The organism is Fodinicola acaciae, from assembly GCF_010993745.1.
GTDB lineage: Bacteria > Actinomycetota > Actinomycetes > Mycobacteriales > HKI-0501 > Fodinicola > Fodinicola acaciae.
Genome location: NZ_WOTN01000001.1, coordinates 2,916,102 through 2,932,311, shown reverse-complemented (window position 1 = coordinate 2,932,311; position 16,210 = coordinate 2,916,102). Strand labels below are relative to the sequence as shown.

Annotated in this window: 23 protein-coding genes and 2 tRNA genes; 7 read left to right on the top strand and 18 right to left on the bottom strand. The window is 66.8% G+C overall.

All coding sequences use genetic code 11. The features are described 5' to 3' along the window. Positions 1 to 9: 9 nt before the first annotated feature. Both GNX95_RS13810 and GNX95_RS13805 read right to left on the bottom strand, forming a co-directional pair. Complete coding sequence (locus GNX95_RS13810; protein ID WP_163507476.1) at positions 10 to 213, bottom strand: hypothetical protein; 204 nt, start codon at positions 211 to 213, stop codon at positions 10 to 12. Between the two features lie 12 nt (positions 214 to 225). Then, positions 226 to 657 carry an Hsp20/alpha crystallin family protein gene (locus GNX95_RS13805; RefSeq protein WP_163507475.1) on the bottom strand — a complete coding sequence of 144 codons (432 nt, stop codon included), beginning with the start codon at positions 655 to 657 and terminating at the stop codon, positions 226 to 228. A gap of 106 nt (positions 658 to 763) precedes the next feature. On the opposite strand from GNX95_RS13805, the gene GNX95_RS13800 reads away from it, so the two are divergent. Next, positions 764 to 1,321, top strand: a complete 558-nt coding sequence (locus GNX95_RS13800) for a hypothetical protein (protein WP_222853560.1) — start codon at positions 764 to 766, stop codon at positions 1,319 to 1,321. An 11-nt stretch (positions 1,322 to 1,332) separates the two neighbouring features. Here GNX95_RS13800 and GNX95_RS13795 read toward each other — a convergent pair whose 3' ends face one another. Next, entirely contained in the window at positions 1,333 to 2,058 is a 726-nt protein-coding gene (locus GNX95_RS13795; RefSeq protein ID WP_163507473.1) for a class I SAM-dependent methyltransferase, read from the bottom strand. Positions 2,059 to 2,154: 96 nt separating this feature from the next. Here GNX95_RS13795 and GNX95_RS13790 point away from each other — a divergent pair, with 96 nt between their 5' ends. Next, positions 2,155 to 2,742, top strand: a complete 588-nt coding sequence (locus tag GNX95_RS13790; protein ID WP_163507472.1) for a TetR-like C-terminal domain-containing protein — start codon at positions 2,155 to 2,157, stop codon at positions 2,740 to 2,742. Here the strand turns inward: GNX95_RS13790 and GNX95_RS13785 are convergent, their stop codons facing one another. From GNX95_RS13785 to GNX95_RS13775, 3 genes are all read right to left on the bottom strand, one after another. Then, complete coding sequence (locus GNX95_RS13785; RefSeq protein ID WP_163507471.1) at positions 2,743 to 3,024, bottom strand: DUF6343 family protein; 282 nt, start codon at positions 3,022 to 3,024, stop codon at positions 2,743 to 2,745. Between the two features lie 28 nt (positions 3,025 to 3,052). Next, positions 3,053 to 3,760: a CPBP family intramembrane glutamic endopeptidase gene (locus GNX95_RS13780; RefSeq protein ID WP_163507470.1), complete on the bottom strand. Its 708-nt coding sequence runs from the start codon at positions 3,758 to 3,760 to the stop codon at positions 3,053 to 3,055. 157 nt (positions 3,761 to 3,917) lie between these two features. Beyond that, positions 3,918 to 4,520: an SMI1/KNR4 family protein gene (locus GNX95_RS13775; protein ID WP_163507469.1), complete on the bottom strand. Its 603-nt coding sequence runs from the start codon at positions 4,518 to 4,520 to the stop codon at positions 3,918 to 3,920. Between the two features lie 81 nt (positions 4,521 to 4,601). On the opposite strand from GNX95_RS13775, the gene GNX95_RS13770 reads away from it, so the two are divergent. Both GNX95_RS13770 and GNX95_RS13765 read left to right on the top strand, forming a co-directional pair. Continuing rightward, entirely contained in the window at positions 4,602 to 5,000 is a 399-nt protein-coding gene (locus tag GNX95_RS13770) for a nuclear transport factor 2 family protein (protein ID WP_163507468.1), read from the top strand. After that, positions 5,000 to 5,818 carry an alpha/beta fold hydrolase gene (locus tag GNX95_RS13765; protein WP_163508046.1) on the top strand — a complete coding sequence of 273 codons (819 nt, stop codon included), beginning with the start codon at positions 5,000 to 5,002 and terminating at the stop codon, positions 5,816 to 5,818. The genes GNX95_RS13770 and GNX95_RS13765 overlap by 1 nt, the downstream gene beginning before the upstream one ends. On the opposite strand, the gene GNX95_RS13760 is transcribed toward GNX95_RS13765, so the two are convergent. Then, positions 5,812 to 6,297: a GbsR/MarR family transcriptional regulator gene (locus GNX95_RS13760; protein ID WP_163507467.1), complete on the bottom strand. Its 486-nt coding sequence runs from the start codon at positions 6,295 to 6,297 to the stop codon at positions 5,812 to 5,814. The two genes, GNX95_RS13765 and GNX95_RS13760, sit on opposite strands and share 7 nt — an antisense overlap. Before the next feature lie 85 nt (positions 6,298 to 6,382). On the opposite strand from GNX95_RS13760, the gene GNX95_RS13755 reads away from it, so the two are divergent. Continuing rightward, positions 6,383 to 7,195 (top strand): class I SAM-dependent methyltransferase, encoded by an 813-nt coding sequence (locus GNX95_RS13755; protein ID WP_163507466.1) that lies wholly within the window; start codon positions 6,383 to 6,385, stop codon positions 7,193 to 7,195. A gap of 121 nt (positions 7,196 to 7,316) precedes the next feature. Here the strand turns inward: GNX95_RS13755 and GNX95_RS13750 are convergent, their stop codons facing one another. The 4 genes from GNX95_RS13750 to GNX95_RS13735 form a co-directional block, all read right to left on the bottom strand. Next, the gene (locus tag GNX95_RS13750) at positions 7,317 to 7,808 is read right to left on the bottom strand and encodes an SRPBCC family protein (RefSeq protein ID WP_163507465.1); all 492 of its coding nucleotides are present in this window, start codon (positions 7,806 to 7,808) and stop codon (positions 7,317 to 7,319) included. After that, positions 7,805 to 8,455 carry an SRPBCC domain-containing protein gene (locus GNX95_RS13745; protein ID WP_163507464.1) on the bottom strand — a complete coding sequence of 217 codons (651 nt, stop codon included), beginning with the start codon at positions 8,453 to 8,455 and terminating at the stop codon, positions 7,805 to 7,807. The genes GNX95_RS13750 and GNX95_RS13745 overlap by 4 nt, the downstream gene beginning before the upstream one ends. 1 nt (position 8,456) lies before the next feature. Then, positions 8,457 to 8,861, bottom strand: coding sequence for an ArsR/SmtB family transcription factor (locus GNX95_RS13740; RefSeq protein WP_163507463.1), 405 nt, complete (start codon positions 8,859 to 8,861; stop codon positions 8,457 to 8,459). A 398-nt stretch (positions 8,862 to 9,259) separates the two neighbouring features. Next, positions 9,260 to 9,332 (bottom strand) — tRNA-Lys (locus GNX95_RS13735). A 257-nt stretch (positions 9,333 to 9,589) separates the two neighbouring features. On the opposite strand from GNX95_RS13735, the gene GNX95_RS13730 reads away from it, so the two are divergent. Then, a complete protein-coding gene (locus GNX95_RS13730; RefSeq protein ID WP_163507462.1) occupies positions 9,590 to 10,777 on the top strand; it encodes a L,D-transpeptidase in 1,188 nt (395 codons plus the stop codon). Positions 10,778 to 11,377: 600 nt separating this feature from the next. Here GNX95_RS13730 and GNX95_RS13725 read toward each other — a convergent pair. The 3 genes from GNX95_RS13725 to GNX95_RS13715 all read right to left on the bottom strand — a co-directional run bounded on the left by GNX95_RS13725 (position 11,378) and on the right by GNX95_RS13715 (position 12,593). After that, a tRNA-His gene (locus GNX95_RS13725) sits at positions 11,378 to 11,453 on the bottom strand. Positions 11,454 to 11,486: 33 nt separating this feature from the next. Further along, positions 11,487 to 12,116, bottom strand: coding sequence for an oligoribonuclease (orn, locus tag GNX95_RS13720; RefSeq protein WP_163507461.1), 630 nt, complete (start codon positions 12,114 to 12,116; stop codon positions 11,487 to 11,489). A 90-nt stretch (positions 12,117 to 12,206) separates the two neighbouring features. Next, positions 12,207 to 12,593, bottom strand: a complete 387-nt coding sequence (locus GNX95_RS13715; protein ID WP_222853558.1) for a winged helix-turn-helix transcriptional regulator — start codon at positions 12,591 to 12,593, stop codon at positions 12,207 to 12,209. Positions 12,594 to 12,699: 106 nt separating this feature from the next. Here GNX95_RS13715 and GNX95_RS13710 point away from each other — a divergent pair, with 106 nt between their 5' ends. Further along, positions 12,700 to 13,608 (top strand): NADP-dependent oxidoreductase, encoded by a 909-nt coding sequence (locus tag GNX95_RS13710; RefSeq protein WP_187369632.1) that lies wholly within the window; start codon positions 12,700 to 12,702, stop codon positions 13,606 to 13,608. Here the strand turns inward: GNX95_RS13710 and GNX95_RS13705 are convergent. From GNX95_RS13705 to egtC, 4 genes are read right to left on the bottom strand one after another with little or no spacing between them, the layout of a single operon-like run. Beyond that, positions 13,592 to 14,023, bottom strand: a complete 432-nt coding sequence (locus tag GNX95_RS13705) for a MarR family winged helix-turn-helix transcriptional regulator (RefSeq protein ID WP_163507459.1) — start codon at positions 14,021 to 14,023, stop codon at positions 13,592 to 13,594. The two genes, GNX95_RS13710 and GNX95_RS13705, sit on opposite strands and share 17 nt — an antisense overlap. After that, a complete protein-coding gene (locus GNX95_RS13700) occupies positions 14,020 to 14,430 on the bottom strand; it encodes an SRPBCC family protein (RefSeq protein ID WP_163507458.1) in 411 nt (136 codons plus the stop codon). The genes GNX95_RS13705 and GNX95_RS13700 overlap by 4 nt, the downstream gene beginning before the upstream one ends. Before the next feature lie 57 nt (positions 14,431 to 14,487). Then, complete coding sequence (gene egtD, locus GNX95_RS13695; protein WP_163507457.1) at positions 14,488 to 15,459, bottom strand: L-histidine N(alpha)-methyltransferase; 972 nt, start codon at positions 15,457 to 15,459, stop codon at positions 14,488 to 14,490. Positions 15,460 to 15,472: 13 nt separating this feature from the next. After that, positions 15,473 to 16,207, bottom strand: a complete 735-nt coding sequence (gene egtC / locus GNX95_RS13690) for an ergothioneine biosynthesis protein EgtC (RefSeq protein ID WP_163507456.1) — start codon at positions 16,205 to 16,207, stop codon at positions 15,473 to 15,475. Between the last annotated feature and the right edge of the window lie 3 nt (positions 16,208 to 16,210).

Here is a 16,210-nt window from a genome sequence, read left to right as displayed (position 1 = left end):
CTCGTACGGTTACGCCGCGACCAGCTCGCTGGCGGCGCAGCGTGGACAGTGATGGTGCGGCTGCGTCGTCCAGCCGGCCTCGCGCGCCGACGCGACGAGCGCGTCCAGGTCATAGCCGGTCGCGTCGAAGCACTCGTACGCCGAGCCGCAGCCGTCACATTCCAGGATGTGGAACGGGAGATCCCCGGGAATCTGGGAAATCCGGCTGGCCACCGATGACCTCCGTCAGGCGTCGATCTGTTTCGCGGTGCCGTGGCTGATCGCGATCTTGCGCGGTTTTGCCTTTTCCGCGACCGGGATGCGCAGCGTCAGCACGCCGGCGTCGTAATGCGCCTGGATGTTGTCGGTGTCCAGCGTCTCGCCGAGGAACAGCTGCCGGGAGAACACGCCGAGCGGCCGCTCGGCGACCTGCATCTCGACGTTGTCGCCGACCGGTGCCGGCCGACGCTCGGCCTTGACGGTGAGCACGTTGCGCTCGACGTTGAGCTCGATCGCGTCCGGCGCGACACCGGGAAGGTCGAACGCGACCACGAACTCCTCGCCGGAACGGTAAGCGTCCATCGGCATGGCGTTGGGCCGCGACCACGTGCCTGACGTGCCAAGGACCTGCTGTGTCAGTCGGTCGAGCTCGCGGAACGGATCGGTGCGCATCAACATGGGGCCACCTCCTCTTTCGTTCTTCGGCTTGTCAATGCGCTGTGACTCCGTTGTAACATGTCATCGGATCGCTGACAAGTGCAGTGTCGCCGGAAGGATGACATCAATGGAAGGCGACTTCGAACGCGTACGGACCATCGCCGCGACGCGGGCCGAGCGGCTCAGCGCGGAGCAGGTGCTGTCGGCTTTGGTGCTGCTGCGGCGGTTACGCAGCCAGTTGGCCGAGTGGGAGCCGCACCTGATCGCCGCCGCGCGTGAGCTCGGGACCAGCTGGGCCGACCTCGCGCCGGCGTTGGGGGTGGCCAGCCGGCAGGCCGCCGAGCGCCGCTATCTGCGGTTGCGGCCCGGCGCCGGTGACACCGGCGAACAGCGGGTCGTCGCGCAGCGCGACCTGCGCGCCGGAGATCGCGCGGTTTCGGCGTGGGCCCGGGAAAACGCGGCACAGCTGCGGACGCTGGCCGGCCAGGTCGGCGCCGCCGGGGTGCTGAGCGTGTCACATGCGCTCGGCGACGACGACCCCACGACTTTGCTGCATCCACTGGCAGCCGCGCGGGCGCAGCTCGGCGCCTCGCATCCCGACCTGGCCAGGCAGATCGACGAGATCTCCGAGCGTACGCACCAAATCCGCCGCGACACGCAGGCCCGTAGGGACTCTTCTCGTTAGAGGTCGCTCCGCTATCCGCGCGTAGCGGTCAGGTGCCAGATCGGAATGCGCAGCCGGCCCTGGTCGTCGGTCACCGGCTCGGTCGCGCCGCCGAAGTCCGGAAACATGTCGTTGAGGAGCCCGGCAAACTGCTCCGGCGTGAACGCGACGGTGTAATGCTCGCGGCGCAATGAGTCGATCGTCCAGTGCTTGCCGACCGTCGTACGCAGATTTTCCTCCGTGACGGCCATGTCCAGCGGCAGGCCGCCGATTCCTTCTTCGGTGAAGCAGAAGATGTGCAGCCGCGCGCCAGGCACGGTCGCGCGGTGCAACGCGGCGACATAGTCGTGGCGCTGCTCGACCGCGAGGCAGTGATAGAGCGCGCTGTCGATCACCGTGCCAAACTGTCCATCGTAACCGTCCAGCCGCGTGGCGTCGGCGACCGCGAAGCGTACGTTGAGGCCGCGCTCGGCCGCTTTCTCCTGGTTTCGCGCCACCACCTCCGCCGCGCCGTCGACGCCGGTCACGCGATATCCCTTGGAAGCGAGGAAAAGCGAGTTTTCGCCGAGGCCGCAGCCGGCGTCGAGCACCTCGCCGCTGATCTGTCCGGCCGCCTCGGTCTCGACCAGTGCCGGCTGCGGACCGCCGATGTCCCACGGCATGACCGCGAATCCGGCGACGCCTTGGACAGGTGAGTCACCGCGATAGAACGCGTCGAAATCCAGGTCGCGGAGGAGGACTTTGCCGTTGTCGGTCATAGGTGGCTCCTAGAGTCGAGATCGTCTCTTAAGCGAGCCTAGGACGATGCGATAAGATACACAAGTGTACCGTACGAGCGATCCGGGATGGTGACGGTGAGACCGACCGAGCTGACCACGCAACGGCGTCGTGGCACCAGCCTGGAAGCCGCGATCCACGCCGCGGTGTTCGAGGAGTTGGCGGAGGCCGGTCATGGTGGCCTCACGCTGGAAAAAGTCGCCGCACGCGCGCGTACGAGCAGGTCGTCGCTCTATCGCCGGTGGTCGTCGCTCGACGAGTTGATCCTCGCTGCGATCCAGAACGCGTTGCCGGACCTGCCGACGCCGGCGGACGACGGCGACATCCGCGCCGAGCTGGTCGGCGTGCTGGACAAGATGGCGCAGGCGCTGGCTGGCCCGGTCGGGCGCGCGCTTGCGTCCATCCTCACCGACCTGACCCGCTCGACGACGCTGCATGCCGCTGTACGCGAGAAAATCATCGCACCGCGGCTGCGCGCGGTGCACGCCATCCTGGAGCGAGCCGCGAGCCGGGGAGAGATCCGGCCAGGTGCCGCCACGCCGTTCGTCGTGCAGGCCGGACCGTCCATCGTCGTGCAGAACGTGCTTCTCCAGGGCCTGCGTCTGTCCACAAAGGACATCGAGGACATCGTCGACCAGGTCGTGCTGCCGGCGCTCAGGCCCTGATCAGTGCGGCTCGCCGCGAAGTTTGCGGTGGACGACCCAGCCGAGGTCGACCAGCGCGATGGCTGCGAAAACGAACAGAACGATGGCGATCCAGGCAGGGACGTGCAGCACGACGGCCGCGATGCCGCCGCCGAGGCAGACCACCAAGCCAAAGCTGGCGAGCCAAATGCGCAGCGTCAGCGCGCTGTACGCGGGCGGAGCGCCGCCGATGCCGGCGGTCGGGTCGTGATAGTCCGGCAGGCCACGCTGGTATTCGGCTCTGCTGCGTTTTCGGCCTCGCATGAGCCAGGCATACCCGGCTGACCGGCGGCTAATCGGCGCGGCGATAGTGCGCGACCGTCGCCGTGATCGCGGCGGCGACGACGCTGACGACGGCGAGGACCGTCACCGTCGGCTGGCCGCCGTGCTGGAAGTCGGCGAACAGCAGGATCCCCAGGTTGAGCAGCCAGTGGAGGATGCCGGCGATCGGCAGTGACCACCAGCCGCTGCCTTCGGTGAGTACGCCGAATATCACCGAAACGGCGACCGTGGTCACCACGAACGTGGCCAGGAAAGCGAATCCGAAGCGGTAGTACTGGACGTGCCAGCTGCCCCAGAGCACGCCGACCACCACGCTCGAAACCAGAGTCGGCCAGCGTACGCGCAGATGCCGCTGCAGAAACGATCGCCAGCCAAGCTCCTCACCACACGCGCCGGCGAGCTGAAGAACCGCCAGGAGGCCAAACGCGGTGATGTTGGGCACCCTGACCGGATGACCGATGGCGGTCGCCACTTCCACGTAACCGAAGAACAACAGCGTGAGAATGGCCGCGCCGACGACGATTCGGCGGGCCACGGTCGTGAGCGAGACCGTGGCCGGCGTGAGCGTCGACGGTCGCCGCAGCGCGGCCGCCAGACCGACCGCGGCGAGCATCCCAATGGTGGGGCCAAACTGTGCCAGCGTGAGCAGGTCGGGGGACAGGCCGAGGAGCGGTTGCGCGATCACGAGGCCGGCCGAGCCGATCCAGGTGACGACCACGAAAACGACTGTGCCTGGCCAAAACGCCGATTTCCGGGCGACCAGTCGAGCGGCCAGGGCGGGATTTACCTTGGACAACTGAGGATCTCTTCTCTCACCGTGATGTGCCGGCGAATCTACCTTCCTCAGCGAGCTTTTCGTCGTGACGTACGCACTTCTACGTATCCGCCGCGCCGAAGCCGAAAGCGCTTGAGAACTCCGGAGTTTCGTCCAACCAGGACAAATACCAGTCGCGAAAGTCGGGGCCGGGCCGCAGTCCGCCATCGCTGACCCGGTCGTCGAACCACACCTGGCCGGCGGACCGACCGCAGACCGCCAGCCGCACGTATGCGCCGCAGCCGAAGTGGACGATGGCGACGGACCCGGTGATCCAGCGGTCGTGCCAGTATTCCTCGTCCGGCACCAGGTTTGCCGCGTCGGTGTTCGGATTCCAGAATCCGGTGTGCGGGAACGGAGTCGCGAGAAACCCCGGTGTGTACGGTTGGCCGCCAGGTGCGGCAACCTCCGCCCAGTCGATCATGCCGTAATAGGGACCGGCGCCGCCACTCCCGAGGCTGGTCAGGAAAGTCCGGTATGCCGTCGGCAGCCGGATGTCGTGGAGGCGCTCGAAAACGCCGATTTCGGCGGCGGCGACCGGTGCGTTCAGCCGATAACGATGGCTGGCGGCCCCGAAGCGTTCGCGCGCCGGATCCGCCGCTGCCATCGCGGCGAGTTTTGCCTTCACGTGGTCGATATCCCATCCACCGCTGGTCTCGCGCACACCTGGACGATAACGCGGGTACGCACTTCTGCGTATCGTCACCGAGCACGCCCGCCCGGTTTTCGTGAGAAGGTGAGACCTATGACTGTGGATCCGGCCGCGTTCGAGGCGATCGAGGACGACTGGAACGAGGCGATGGTCGCCAACGACGCCGACCGCATCGCCGCCTTCATGACCGACGACTGGGCCCTGGTGACCGAGCATGGCATCACCTCTGCCGAGCAGTTCCTGGCAAACATCAGGTCCGGCACCCTGCGCCATCTGAGGATGGCCTCGACCGGACGGCCGCGAGTGGCTGTGTACGGCGACGCGGCGGTGTTCAGCGTGCGGGTGGTCAGCACCGCGAGCTTCGCCGGTCAGCGGTTCGACGCGGACGAATGGACGACCGACGTGTTCGTACGGCGTGGCGACAAATGGCTGTGCGCCTCGACGCAACTCACGCCGGCTCTCGACGCGTACGACCAGGGTTCGCAGACGTGATGGACCTCGACCGTGACTTCCATTGGCGAGGACGACGTGTCGCCTGGACCACGGCCGGATCCGGTCCCGCCGTGGTGTTCTGCCACGGCACGCCGTTTTCCAGCCAGCTGTGGAAACCGTTCGCCGAAGCGCTGAGCCGCGACCACACCGTCCATCTCTGGGACATGCCAGGTTATGGACGGTCGTCGAAGCGACCGGACCAGCCGACCGACTTCGGCGCGCAGGCCGAGGCTTTCGCCGCGTTGTTGGAACATTGGCAGCTGGAGGAGCCACCGCACGTCGTGGCGCACGATTTCGGCGGAGCGGTCTCGCTGCGCACTCACCTTGTCCACGGTGTCGACTTCGCGTCGCTGATGCTGGTGGACGTTGTCGCGATCCCGCCAAGCGGTTCGCCGTTCTTTCGGTTCGTACAGGAGAATCCGCGGCTGCTCGGACAGCTTCCCGGCTATGTACATCGTGCGCTGGTCCGGGCGTATGTCGACAACGCGGCCTATCGTGATCTGGACGACGACGTCCTTTCGTCGTTGTCCGATCCGTGGACCGGAGACGAAGGCCAACCCGCGTTCTATCAACAAATCGCCGAATACGACGAGTCGTTCCTGGCCGAAAACGAACGGCGCCTGCCGGACATCACGATCCCAGTGCGCGTTGTGTGGGGTGAAAACGACCCGTGGATTCCGGTCGAGCGCGCGCATCGGCTGCAGGCCCTGATCCCCGGCGCCGAGCTGCGCACTGTCGCCGAGGCCGGACACCTGATTCACTTCGACGCGCCGATAGCGCTGATGGACGAGCTGCGGGCCTGGCTGGAGTCTCACTGACCGGCGTCGCGTTCGGTTTCCTGAAGCCGCCGCCACTTTGCCATCGACTGGCTGATTTCCTCGCGGAGAAAGGCAAAGAACCGGCGGGTCTCGTCCAGCCGCTGCCCGGCCGGAGAGTTCGGGCCCAGCACTGCGACGCCGTCGGCCGCTCCGGCCTGCACCTGCACCAGCACCGGATCGGACTGGCTGACGAAATGGCTCCAGGTGTGCTCGTGGATCCGGCAGAAGTCGTGCCGGCTGCCCGGCTCGCGACCGCGTACGACCAGCCGCACCTGCACCAGGTATTTGACCGCTCCGGAGATCGCCGGCGCGCCGACGCCCAGCCGCTCGGCGAGCTCGGCCGCCGACAGCGCGCCGGAGTCGGTGACCATCAGCGCGGCGTACACGCGCGCTGCCATCCGCGGCATGCCGGACTCGACCATGATCTGCGCGAACCGTTCCCGGAAGGCGGCGACGGCGCCATCGTCCGCTCGCGTCACCCGAAGCTCCTCTCGCCGTGTCGTCTTCAGTTTACGTCCTTCAAACATTTCACGAAATTCATGAAGTCATAGTAGTCTGGTCGGTGTGGACACCGATCTCGTCGGAGTGCAGAAGACGCTCAGCCCCGTGCTCAGGGCCAAAGCGCTGGACAACCGGTTGCCGGACCCGATCCTCGGCGACACCTACGCCGAGCAGGCGATGCGCCGCCTCGACCCCGACTACGACAAACGCAGGTTTGGTACCAGCCAGCTGGGTCTCGTCGCGGTCGTACGCGCGAAGGCCCACGACGACTGGGCGCGGGCCTTTCTCGCCGGTCATGCCGACGCGGTGGTGCTGCACCTCGGCTGTGGCCTGGACGCCAGGGTCTATCGGATCGACCCTCCCGGCACGGTCGACTGGTATGACGTGGACTATCCGTCGGTCATCGAGCTGCGGCAAAGCGTCCTTCCGCCGCGCGAGCACTACACACTGATCGGCTCCAGCGTCACCGACCTGGACTGGCTCGACCGTGTCCCGCGTGGCCGGCCGGCGCTGATGGTCGCCGAGGGACTGGTGCCATACCTGACCGAGACCGACCTGCGGCGCCTGCTGACCGGCGTCGTCGACGCGTTTCCGACCGGTCAGATCCAGTTCGACACGGTGTCGGCGTGGGCTTGGCGTACCTCGAAATGGGACCCCACGCTGCGTCGTTACGGTGCGCGGTTTCACTGTGGTTTCGACGATCCCGCCGCGCTGGCCGGCTGGCACCCGCGGCTGGAATACGTCGACGAGGCGCCGATGAACGACTCGCCGCTGCTGATGGCCAAGGCGCCGGCGAACGTACGCCGCACGTACCGCGTGTTGAACCTGCTGCCGGGCATGAAACGGTCGACTCGGATCGTGCGCTTCCGGTTTTGATCATCCGCCGGACTCCGGGACCGTCGTCCCTGGCCACCTTCGCCGTACGGTCCGAGACTCCGCGGGCCGGACAACGATCGTCGCGTGCCCGACCCGGCCGGTGTCGGGTGCACGCGACGGATCAGTTCGTCCGTTCGCGGACGTCCGTGCCCTGTTCGGCGAACGCCTTGAAGTCCTGCATGTGCCGCAGCGACTGCTTGCGGAAGGAGCCGGGCATCAGACGCCCCACGAGCCGCATCAGCAACCCGTCGAACCGGAACTCGCTCTCGCTCTCCCACAGGGTCGTGTCCGGACCCGCATCGATCAGCCGGTCGCGCTGGGCCTGCCACATGCCCTGGCCGACGATCTCGCGGTCGTAGTGCACGACGACCGAACTGGGAATGGCGTGCAGATCCGCGGGTTCCAGGCGTGTGATGGTCTCGGTGGCCTCCATCCTCTGCTTGCCCATTTGAAACACGACCCGCGAGGTGGTGCCGAGCTGGCCGTGCACCCCATTCACCGGTTCGTGCAGCACCAGGCCCCGCAGCCACTTCGGCAGGTGCTCGGGGTCGGAGACCAGTTGGACCACCTTCTCCCGCGGCAGGTCGATCTCGATCGAGGTGGTGTACTTCATCGCACGCTACTTCCGGGGGTGTAGAACGCGGTGGTGGCCTCGACCGCGGCCGCTACCTGATCCGGATCGCCGCCGGCGGCCAGGTGAGCCTCGCCCCATCCAACAGCGCTACGCCGAACGAACTCGCGCCCCTCGGGCAGGGTCCGGAACTCCTCGTGGTCGAGGGTGTCTCCGTCGGCCAGGTGCCGGGCCAGGGCGAGGAGATGCAGGTCCCAGCCCACACCGCCGGCACCGGGGCCGTAGGTCGGGAACATGGGCTCGCCGACGGCCGCCGCATGGACCAGTTCCAGCTCGGTGTCCCCGGCTGGGCCGGGGGACAGGCGCACCTCGACCTCGCTCGTACCCGGCCACTCGTCGGCGTCCGGTCCGAACAGCCAGGACACCCGCAGCCGCCGCGGCGGGTCACACTGGAGGATCTCCCCGTGCTCACCGCCGTCCAGCGCGAACGACCCGCCAAGGCGCAGGTCCCCGGTGACCGACCTCAGCCAGCGGCCCAGTCGCTCGGGCTCGGTGATGGCGCCCCACACCTCGTCGACCGGCGCGTCGTAGCGACGGCGCAACTCCATCGTGTACGCGTCGCCGGCGGGCAGGGTCGCTGTGCCCATCCTCCGGCGCGCAGCGGCCAGTTCGTCAAGTACGTCCTTCATGTCATGTTCCTTTCTCTGGCGGATCGGCCTCACCCGCATCGGTGCTGTGCCGGGTCGGCCGGCGGGGTGGGCCACTTGCGGTCCGGGATGCACGCCTGCCGCGAGCCAGCTCGGTTGCCAGGGCATCGAGCCGCTGATTCCAGAGCCCGCGAAACCGGTCCAACCACATGTCAACCTCGCTCAGCTGCGTGGCGTCGACGGCATAGAACCGGCGGGCCCCCTCGGCCCGGACCGACGCGAACCCGTTCTCACGCAGAACGCGCAGATGCTGGGAGACAGCCGGCTGGGACAACGAGAACTCGGCCCGTATCACGTCCGTGATCGCGCCGGAGGTCAGCTCGCCGTCGGCGAGTAGCTCGAGAATGCGCCGGCGCACCGGGTCACCCAGGATGTCGAACGCGTGCACGAACAGAATCGTACCAGCCGCGTCTTATATAAGTCGATGCCGGTATCCCGAGCGGCGAGTTCCCGTGTCAGCAAGCAGCCAGTGTTGATCGGGGTCACCGAGGCGCTCAGCGGCCTGACCGCGGTGGCGTTTGTGGATGCGCGATTCGGCGGATTTCTTCCGCGGCGCCAAAACCGCCTGACGTCGGCCCCGCGTGTAGGGGAATTGACGCTGTTCTGAAAACGACGAAGGCGTGCTCACCGAGCACGCCTAGGCAAAGAAGACGTGCTCCAACCGTTGCGGCATGAGAATCAGGTCAGCCGCGACGATGGGGGTCTGGGGGCTCCGCCCCCAGTGTGATGACGGTGATCGAATCGCTGGAAGGCGTGCCCGCCGACCGGGCGAAGCCTTCGATCGAGTGCGCCGTCAGGGACTCGAACCCCAAACCCGCTGGTTAAGAGCCAGCTGCTCTGCCAATTGAGCTAACGGCGCATGCATCCGGACCTGTCCGGTGCCGGTGATCAGTTACGATAGCAGCCTCTGCGGATGGCTGGGACGAGGGGGTTGCGACAACCTCGGGGCCTGGTCGTACGTCTTAGGAACTAGAGGCAGTTCAACGACTTGCCTGGCACAGCGGAGTGCCGCCGGAGTCCGGCCACCCCGCTGCCGGCCGGACGAGCGCTCGTGTAGTTACATAGCTTCGAGCATCGGTCTAGATCGGGGTTTTCATGCGAGGACTCAACCGCTGGATGACGGTCGCGGTGGCGTGTGTGGCGGCCGGCACGCTGGTGTTGAGCGGCTGTTCCAAGCCGTCCACCGATGGTGACACGAAGCCGGCCGCCGGCAACCAGACGGCGCCGAAGGCGGCTCCGGCCAACCTGACGATCAGCCCGGCCACCGGTGCGGCGAAGGTGAGCACCAGGCCGAGTGTGAAGGTCACCACCGACGGCAAACTGTCCAAGGTCGAGGTGACCGACGCGGCCGGCAAGCCGGTGGCCGGCCAGTTGGCCGCCGACCAGGGGACGTGGCGGCCGGACAACCAGCTGTCGTACGACTCCAAATACAAGGTGACCGCGACGGCGGCCAACAAGGACGGCGCGGAGAGCACGGCGACGTCGGATTTCACCACGATGGGTCAGCCGGGCAAGACCAACGGCGTCGACTTCGCGGTGGACAGCGGCACGGTCGGTGTCGCGCTGCCGATCATCCTGCACTTCACCTACTCGGTGCCGGAGAGCATGCGCAAGGCGATCCAGGACGCCATCCAGATCCGGACCTCGCAGCCGGTCGAAGGCGCGTGGAAGTGGTGGAGTTCCGACGAGCTGCACTTCCGCACCAAGGACTACTGGCAGCCGGGCACGAAGATCCAGGTCAAGGCGGCCATCGGCGGCATCGACATGGGCAACGGCCGCTATGGCAAGCGGGACCGTACGGCCACCATGACGGTGGGATCGAAGGTCAACATGGAGGTCGACAACAAGACCCACAAGGCCCTGGTCTACCAGGACGGCAAGCTGATCAAGACGCTGCCCGCCTCGCTCGGCAAGCGCAGCACGCCGTCGTCCTCCGGCATCATGGTCGTGCAGGAGAAGCGGCAGGTCGTCGTGATGGACTCGTGCACCTTCGGCGTCTGCAAGGGGCAGCCTGGTTACTATCGCGAGACGGTCTACTGGGACGTTCGTTACACCGACGGCGGCGAGTTCGTCCACGCCGCGCCGTGGTCGGTCGACGACCAGGGCAACAGCAACGTCTCGCACGGCTGCGTCAACCTGAGCACGTCCAACGCGAAGTGGTTCTTCCAGCTGGCCAAGCCGGGCGACATCGTGCACATCGTCAACACCAACGCCAAAGTCAAGCCCGGCGACGGCTGGACCGACTGGGAACTGAGCTGGGACACCATCTCCAAGAGCGGCGTCGTCACCACCACGCAACTCTGAGGTTACGGGGCCGGTGCATCCGGCCCCTCTTTTACGTCCGCTGCCAGATGTCCGGTTTGATGTCTTGTTTAACAAGTATTACGCAGTCAGGCCACCTCATCTGCATTGTCAGCCACACGAGTCACACCAGCACCGCGCCGGCCGCCACTGAATGTTCGCATGGCCCCCTTACGTGCGTCAGACGCACGTAAGGAGGCCTTACCACCACAACGCAAACCGGCAAGGCGAACATTTAGCGCTACAGCAAAGATCACCGGCTCCACCCGACGGGTTGCTTCCCAAACGTCGGCTGGCAAGCCCGGAAAACCCAGCCCCGCCACAAACCGCCGCCCGCACCCCCCAACGCACACCGATTGGCGGCCACGCGCCCCCTCCCTTGAGGTCGCCCTCCGCGCAGGAGCGCCCGCCGCGCAGGCGAAAACCGCTACCTCCCCAACGCAACAAACAGGAGACCCAGCCATCTCTCAACGCAACAACCAGGAACCCAACACCCCTCACCGCAACAACCATGAAGACCCATCCAACGCAACAACCAACCCCCACTCTGTCCACACACCAAAACGGCCGACCCACGAGAGGATCGGCCGTACGCGCGGATGATGGGGTGACTGATGGGACTTGAACCCACGACACCCGGGACCACAACCCGGTGCTCTACCAGCTGAGCTACAGCCACCACGTGCGATGAACGATGTCCATCATAGACAGCCTACGCATCGGTATTTTCAGCCGGGGCCGCCATGTCGGCGACGACCTGTGCGGCGATCGCCTTGGCGGTGTCCACGTCGGGTCCCGGCTGCGGTACGAACACGGCGCGGCGATAGTACGCGAGCTCGCGGATGCTCTCCTTGATGTCGGCCAGCGCGCGGTGCGAGAGGCCTTTCTCCGGCTGGCCGTAGTAGACCCGCGGATACCACCGGCGGCACAGCTCCTTGATCGAGGAGACGTCGACCATCCGGTAGTGCAGGTGCGCGTCCAGGTCGGGCATGTAGCGCGCGATGAAGCCGCGGTCGGTGGCGATGGAGTTGCCGCACAGCGGCGCGCTGCCGGCGTCCGGTACGTGCTGGCGTACATAGTCCAGCACCTGCTTCTCCGCCTCGGCCAGGGTGACCGCGGAGGCGCGTACCTCCTCGGTCAGCCCGGACTTCTCGTGCATCTGCTTGACGACGTCGACCATGCCGTCCAGCGCCTCGTCGTCGGCGTGGATCACCACGTCGACACCGTCGCCGAGGACGGTCAGCTCCGAGTCGGTCACCAGAGCGGCGACCTCGATGAGGAGGTCGTGCTCGGTGTCCAGCCCGGTCATCTCACAGTCGATCCACACCAGCCGGTCATTCACGCGGGAGAGCCTACGTTCCATCTCCGGCGCCGACCGAGCCGACCCGCGAGTTTTTTGGTCAGAGATCGTTTTCTCCTGATATGTCGATGACTAGTTTCGCACCGGTTCGACCGGTTTGGCGGCCCTTTCGTCGTACGCCTGCCGCGAGCTGAGGATCTCGGCCATGTGCCGCTCGGCCCACAGTCCCACCGCGGTCAGCAGGCCGGCGGCGTCGGCGCCGAGCTCGGTCAGCTCGTACTCCACGCGCGGCGGCACCGTCGGATAGACCGTACGCGTCACCAGGCCGTCACGCTCCAACGCTCGGAGGTTCTGCGTGAGCACCTTCTGCGTGAGGCCGACCAGTTGGCGCCGCAGCTCGTTGAACCGCATCGGTCCGCCGTGCTTGCGCAGGGCCGCGGTGACCAGCACGGTCCACTTGTTGGCCAGCACCTCCAGGCCGGTACGTGCCGGGCAGCCGGCGAGGTATTGCTGGACCATGGTGGTATCCATAAGGTACCTGGATATCAACAAGGTGCCTTCTTCACAAGAGTGACCGTGCCACGCAGGATCGATCCGTCTGAGTTCTCGCCGAAAGGGATGGATCGTGCGTGCGATAAGTCAGCGGACCTTCGGTGGCCCGGAAGTGCTGGAGCTGGTGGAAAAAGACCGGCCGGAGCCGGGTGCGGGGGAGGTGTTGGTACGCGTCGAGGCGGCCGGCGTGAATCCGGCCGACTACAAGATCAGGTCGGGTGCGATCCCGATTTTCGGTCCGCCGCCGTTCGTGCTCGGCCTGGACGTGTCCGGTGTGGTGGCCGGAGGCGCCGGGTTCGCCGTCGGCGACGAGGTTTACGGCCTGCCGTTTCCGAAAGCCGGTGCGTACGCGGAATATCTGACCGCGCCGGCCGAAACGCTCGCGTTGAAGCCGAAGACCATCGACCACACCGCCGCCGCTGGCCTGCCGACCGCCGCGTTGACCTGCTGGCAGGCCTTCGAGCTCGCCTCGGTGAGCGCCGGCCAGCGCGTGCTGGTGCAGGCCGGCGCCGGTGGCCTCGGCCACCTCGGCATCCAGCTGGCCAAGCTGCGCGGCGCGTACGTCATCGCCACGGCGCGCGCGGTCAACCATGACTTCGTCCGCGGATTCGGTGCCGATGAGGTGATCGACTACACCGAGACGGACATCGGCACGCTCCGCGACATCGATGTGGTGCTGGAAAACGCTGGCGGAGAGGCGGCCGTACGCTCGTTGCGTACGGTGAAACGCGGCGGCTGGTTCCTCGGCATCGCCGGTCCGGACATCGGTGTCAGCGAAGAAGAAGCGGTCGCGCGCGGCGTGCGGTTTTCCGACTTCCACGTCGCGCCGTCGGCCGAGGATCTGGCGGCCATCGCGACGCTCGTGGACGACGGCAAGCTGCGTGTGCACGTCGAGCACGTGCTTCCGTTGGCTGAGGCGGCAAAAGCGCACGAGCTGCTGGAAACCAACCGGACCCGTGGAAAGATCATCCTTGCCGGCTAGCGATGCCTCGCAGTGCGGCACGCATTTTCGCCGGATCGGCCCCGAAAAACTCGTTGTCCAGGTCGCGGGCGATCGCCGTCGCCTTGCGGACCAGTGCTCGGCCGGTGGCAGTGAGCGAAAGCCGCACGGCGCGTGCGTCGCCGCTGTCCTGGCGGCGTACGAGCAGGTCGCGCTCCTCCAGCGCGCGGACGATTTTCGAGGTCATCATCCGGTCGGCGCCGGCCTGCTCGGCGACCGCCTGCTGCGTCGGCGGACCGCTCGTGTGTTCCAGCCAACCGGCCGATGCGAGCAGCATGAACTGGGTTGGGGTGAGACCGAGCGGACGCAGTCGCGCGTCGAGCTCGGCCCGCCACACCAGCGCCGCGTGGTGCAGCCAGAACCCCGGCGACAGCAGCGGTCCGGATTCCTCGGTCATGCCGCGGCCTTTTCCAGTGCGGCAAAGGTCTTCAGCATGTCGGCGCGGATCTTACGGCCGAAGTAAAAGCGAAACAGCGGTGTGAGTGGTCCGCGTACGTGCACCGTCTTGCGGCACAGCACTTTGTCGCCGACCTGCTCGAAGGTGTTGTCGCCGGAGAGTTTTCCGCCTGGCAGCGGACATTCCGACGACCATTTCCGCCGTTCGACGACCTCGGTGATGGTCCAGTCGGTGGCCGGACCGCCGCGCGGCTTGGACCATCCGGTCGTGCCAGCGGCGAACGGTCCGTCCAGGCGTGCGGCCTCCTCGTGCGGATCCCAGGCCGGCCAGTTGGCGACATCGGTCACCACGCGCCAGATCGTGGTGAGGTCGCCGTCAATGGCCGCCTCGGCGCTGATCGTGTACATCGCGTCCTCCTTGTTGTCGCGACAACATTAACAGTTGTCGCGACAACAAGGCAAGGCTCAGGCCGGACGGGACAATGACAAGGCGAAACGCGCGTCCGGGTCCTGCCACCATGCGACCAGCTCGAAGCCGGCAGCGGCGAGCTCGGCGGTGATGCCGGCTTTCCGGAACTTCGCGGAGATCTCGGTACGGATCTGTTCGCCGGCGGCGACCGAGATGTCGAGATCCAGGCCGCCGATGCGTACGCGCTGGTCGCGCTGCGACCGCAGGCGCATCTCGATCCACTCCGGGCCGGCGTCCCAGACCGCCACGTGCTCATACGCGTCGAGATCGAAGTCGGCGTCGAGGTCGCGGTTGATCACCCGCAGCACGTTCTTGTTGAACTCCGCGGTCACGCCGGCCGCGTCGTCGTACGCCGGCACCAGCACCGCCGGATCGATGACCAGGCCGGTGCCGAGCAGGAACATGTCGTTTGGCCCCATGCCGCCGCGAATGCCGGCCAGGAACTCGGCCCGCTGAGCCGGCGTCAGGTTGCCGATGGTGCCGCCGAGGAACGCGACGATCCGCCGCTCGGCGTCGGGCAGGTGATCCAGATGTTTCTCGAAGTCGGCGATCAGGCCGTGGATCTCCAGCCGCGGATACGTCGTCAGCAGCGCCTCGCTGGCCGGGATGAGCGCGCCAGGGCTGACATCGACCGGCACATATCGCCGCAGCGTGCCGGCTTTGTCCAGCGCGTCAAGCAAAAGCCGGGTCTTCTCCGACGAACCCGAGCCCAGCTCGACGAGCGTGTCGGCCGGGCACGCCGCGGCCACATCGCCGGAGTGCGTACGCAGCAACTCGCGTTCTGTTCGCGTCGGGTAATACTCGGCCAGCTCGGTGATCTGGTCGAAAAGCTTGCTGCCGCGCTCGTCGTAGAACCACTTCGGCGGCAGTGTTTTCGGCGTGCCACCGAGGCCGGCGCGTACGTCCGCGGCCAGCGCCTTCGCGAGGTGGTCGTCCGGCAGGTGGCTGTCCAATACAAAACGTGTCAAGGAAGTTTCCCCTTTAAGAGAGAGCCGACAGCGTGACGCCGGCCGGTGACGCGGTGAGTACGGTCGCGTCCGGCACTTCTGTCCACTGTGGAGTGTCGTCGTACGGCTCGGAGGCCACGACGACGAAATCCTCGCCTTTGAGGTAGTAGAGCGACTCACCCCAGCGGGTCGCGGCGATCCGCTGACCGTCGGTGAGCAGCAGGTTGAGACGACCGGTGGTCGTGGCGCGTACGTCGTTGACGACCGCCGCCAACGCATCGCCGAGATCCGCGCCGGCACGCAGGTGTTGCCGCACGAGCGCCCACAAAACCGCCGAGTCGATGGGTGCGTCCAGGGTCAGCAGCTCGGCCACCGGCAGCGTCGACGCCGGCTTTTCCAGCGAAGCCGGCCATCCGTGCACGATCCCGTTGTGGCTGAACAACCACGAGCCGAAAGCGAACGGCGCGCAGGCGCCGTCGGACACCGGCATGCCTTCCGACGCCGACCGTACGGCCGCGAGCACCGCGCTGGACCGCAGCGACAGGGCCAAAGCCGGAAACGAGGTGTCCGTCCACAGTGGAACGGAGCGCCGATAGCGGCCGACGGTGTCAGCGGCGTACCAACCGACACCGAAACCGTCGGCGTTGACGGTCGCGGTGCCGAGTACGCGCCGTGGCGCCCACGCTTGCCGGTGCAGCCCGAAAGCCGGCTCCAGCAGCAAGGACGAGACGGTGACCGGCGGTCCGACGTATGCCAGATGGCGGCACACCGG

Excerpts from the sequence above, each read along its gene's own strand:
- GNX95_RS13805 (WP_163507475.1), bottom strand. The coding sequence starts at position 657 with ATGTTGATGCGCACCGATCCGTTCCGCGAGCTCGACCGACTGACACAG.
- GNX95_RS13800 (WP_222853560.1), top strand. The coding sequence starts at position 764 with ATGGAAGGCGACTTCGAACGCGTACGGACCATCGCCGCGACGCGGGCC.
- GNX95_RS13795 (WP_163507473.1), bottom strand. The coding sequence starts at position 2,058 with ATGACCGACAACGGCAAAGTCCTCCTCCGCGACCTGGATTTCGACGCG.
- GNX95_RS13785 (WP_163507471.1), bottom strand. The coding sequence starts at position 3,024 with ATGCGAGGCCGAAAACGCAGCAGAGCCGAATACCAGCGTGGCCTGCCG.
- GNX95_RS13770 (WP_163507468.1), top strand. The coding sequence starts at position 4,602 with ATGACTGTGGATCCGGCCGCGTTCGAGGCGATCGAGGACGACTGGAAC.
- GNX95_RS13765 (WP_163508046.1), top strand. The coding sequence starts at position 5,000 with ATGGACCTCGACCGTGACTTCCATTGGCGAGGACGACGTGTCGCCTGG.
- GNX95_RS13750 (WP_163507465.1), bottom strand. The coding sequence starts at position 7,808 with ATGAAGTACACCACCTCGATCGAGATCGACCTGCCGCGGGAGAAGGTG.
- GNX95_RS13745 (WP_163507464.1), bottom strand. The coding sequence starts at position 8,455 with ATGAAGGACGTACTTGACGAACTGGCCGCTGCGCGCCGGAGGATGGGC.
- GNX95_RS13730 (WP_163507462.1), top strand. The coding sequence starts at position 9,590 with ATGACGGTCGCGGTGGCGTGTGTGGCGGCCGGCACGCTGGTGTTGAGC.
- GNX95_RS13715 (WP_222853558.1), bottom strand. The coding sequence starts at position 12,593 with ATGGTCCAGCAATACCTCGCCGGCTGCCCGGCACGTACCGGCCTGGAG.
- GNX95_RS13705 (WP_163507459.1), bottom strand. The coding sequence starts at position 14,023 with ATGACCGAGGAATCCGGACCGCTGCTGTCGCCGGGGTTCTGGCTGCAC.
- GNX95_RS13700 (WP_163507458.1), bottom strand. The coding sequence starts at position 14,430 with ATGTACACGATCAGCGCCGAGGCGGCCATTGACGGCGACCTCACCACG.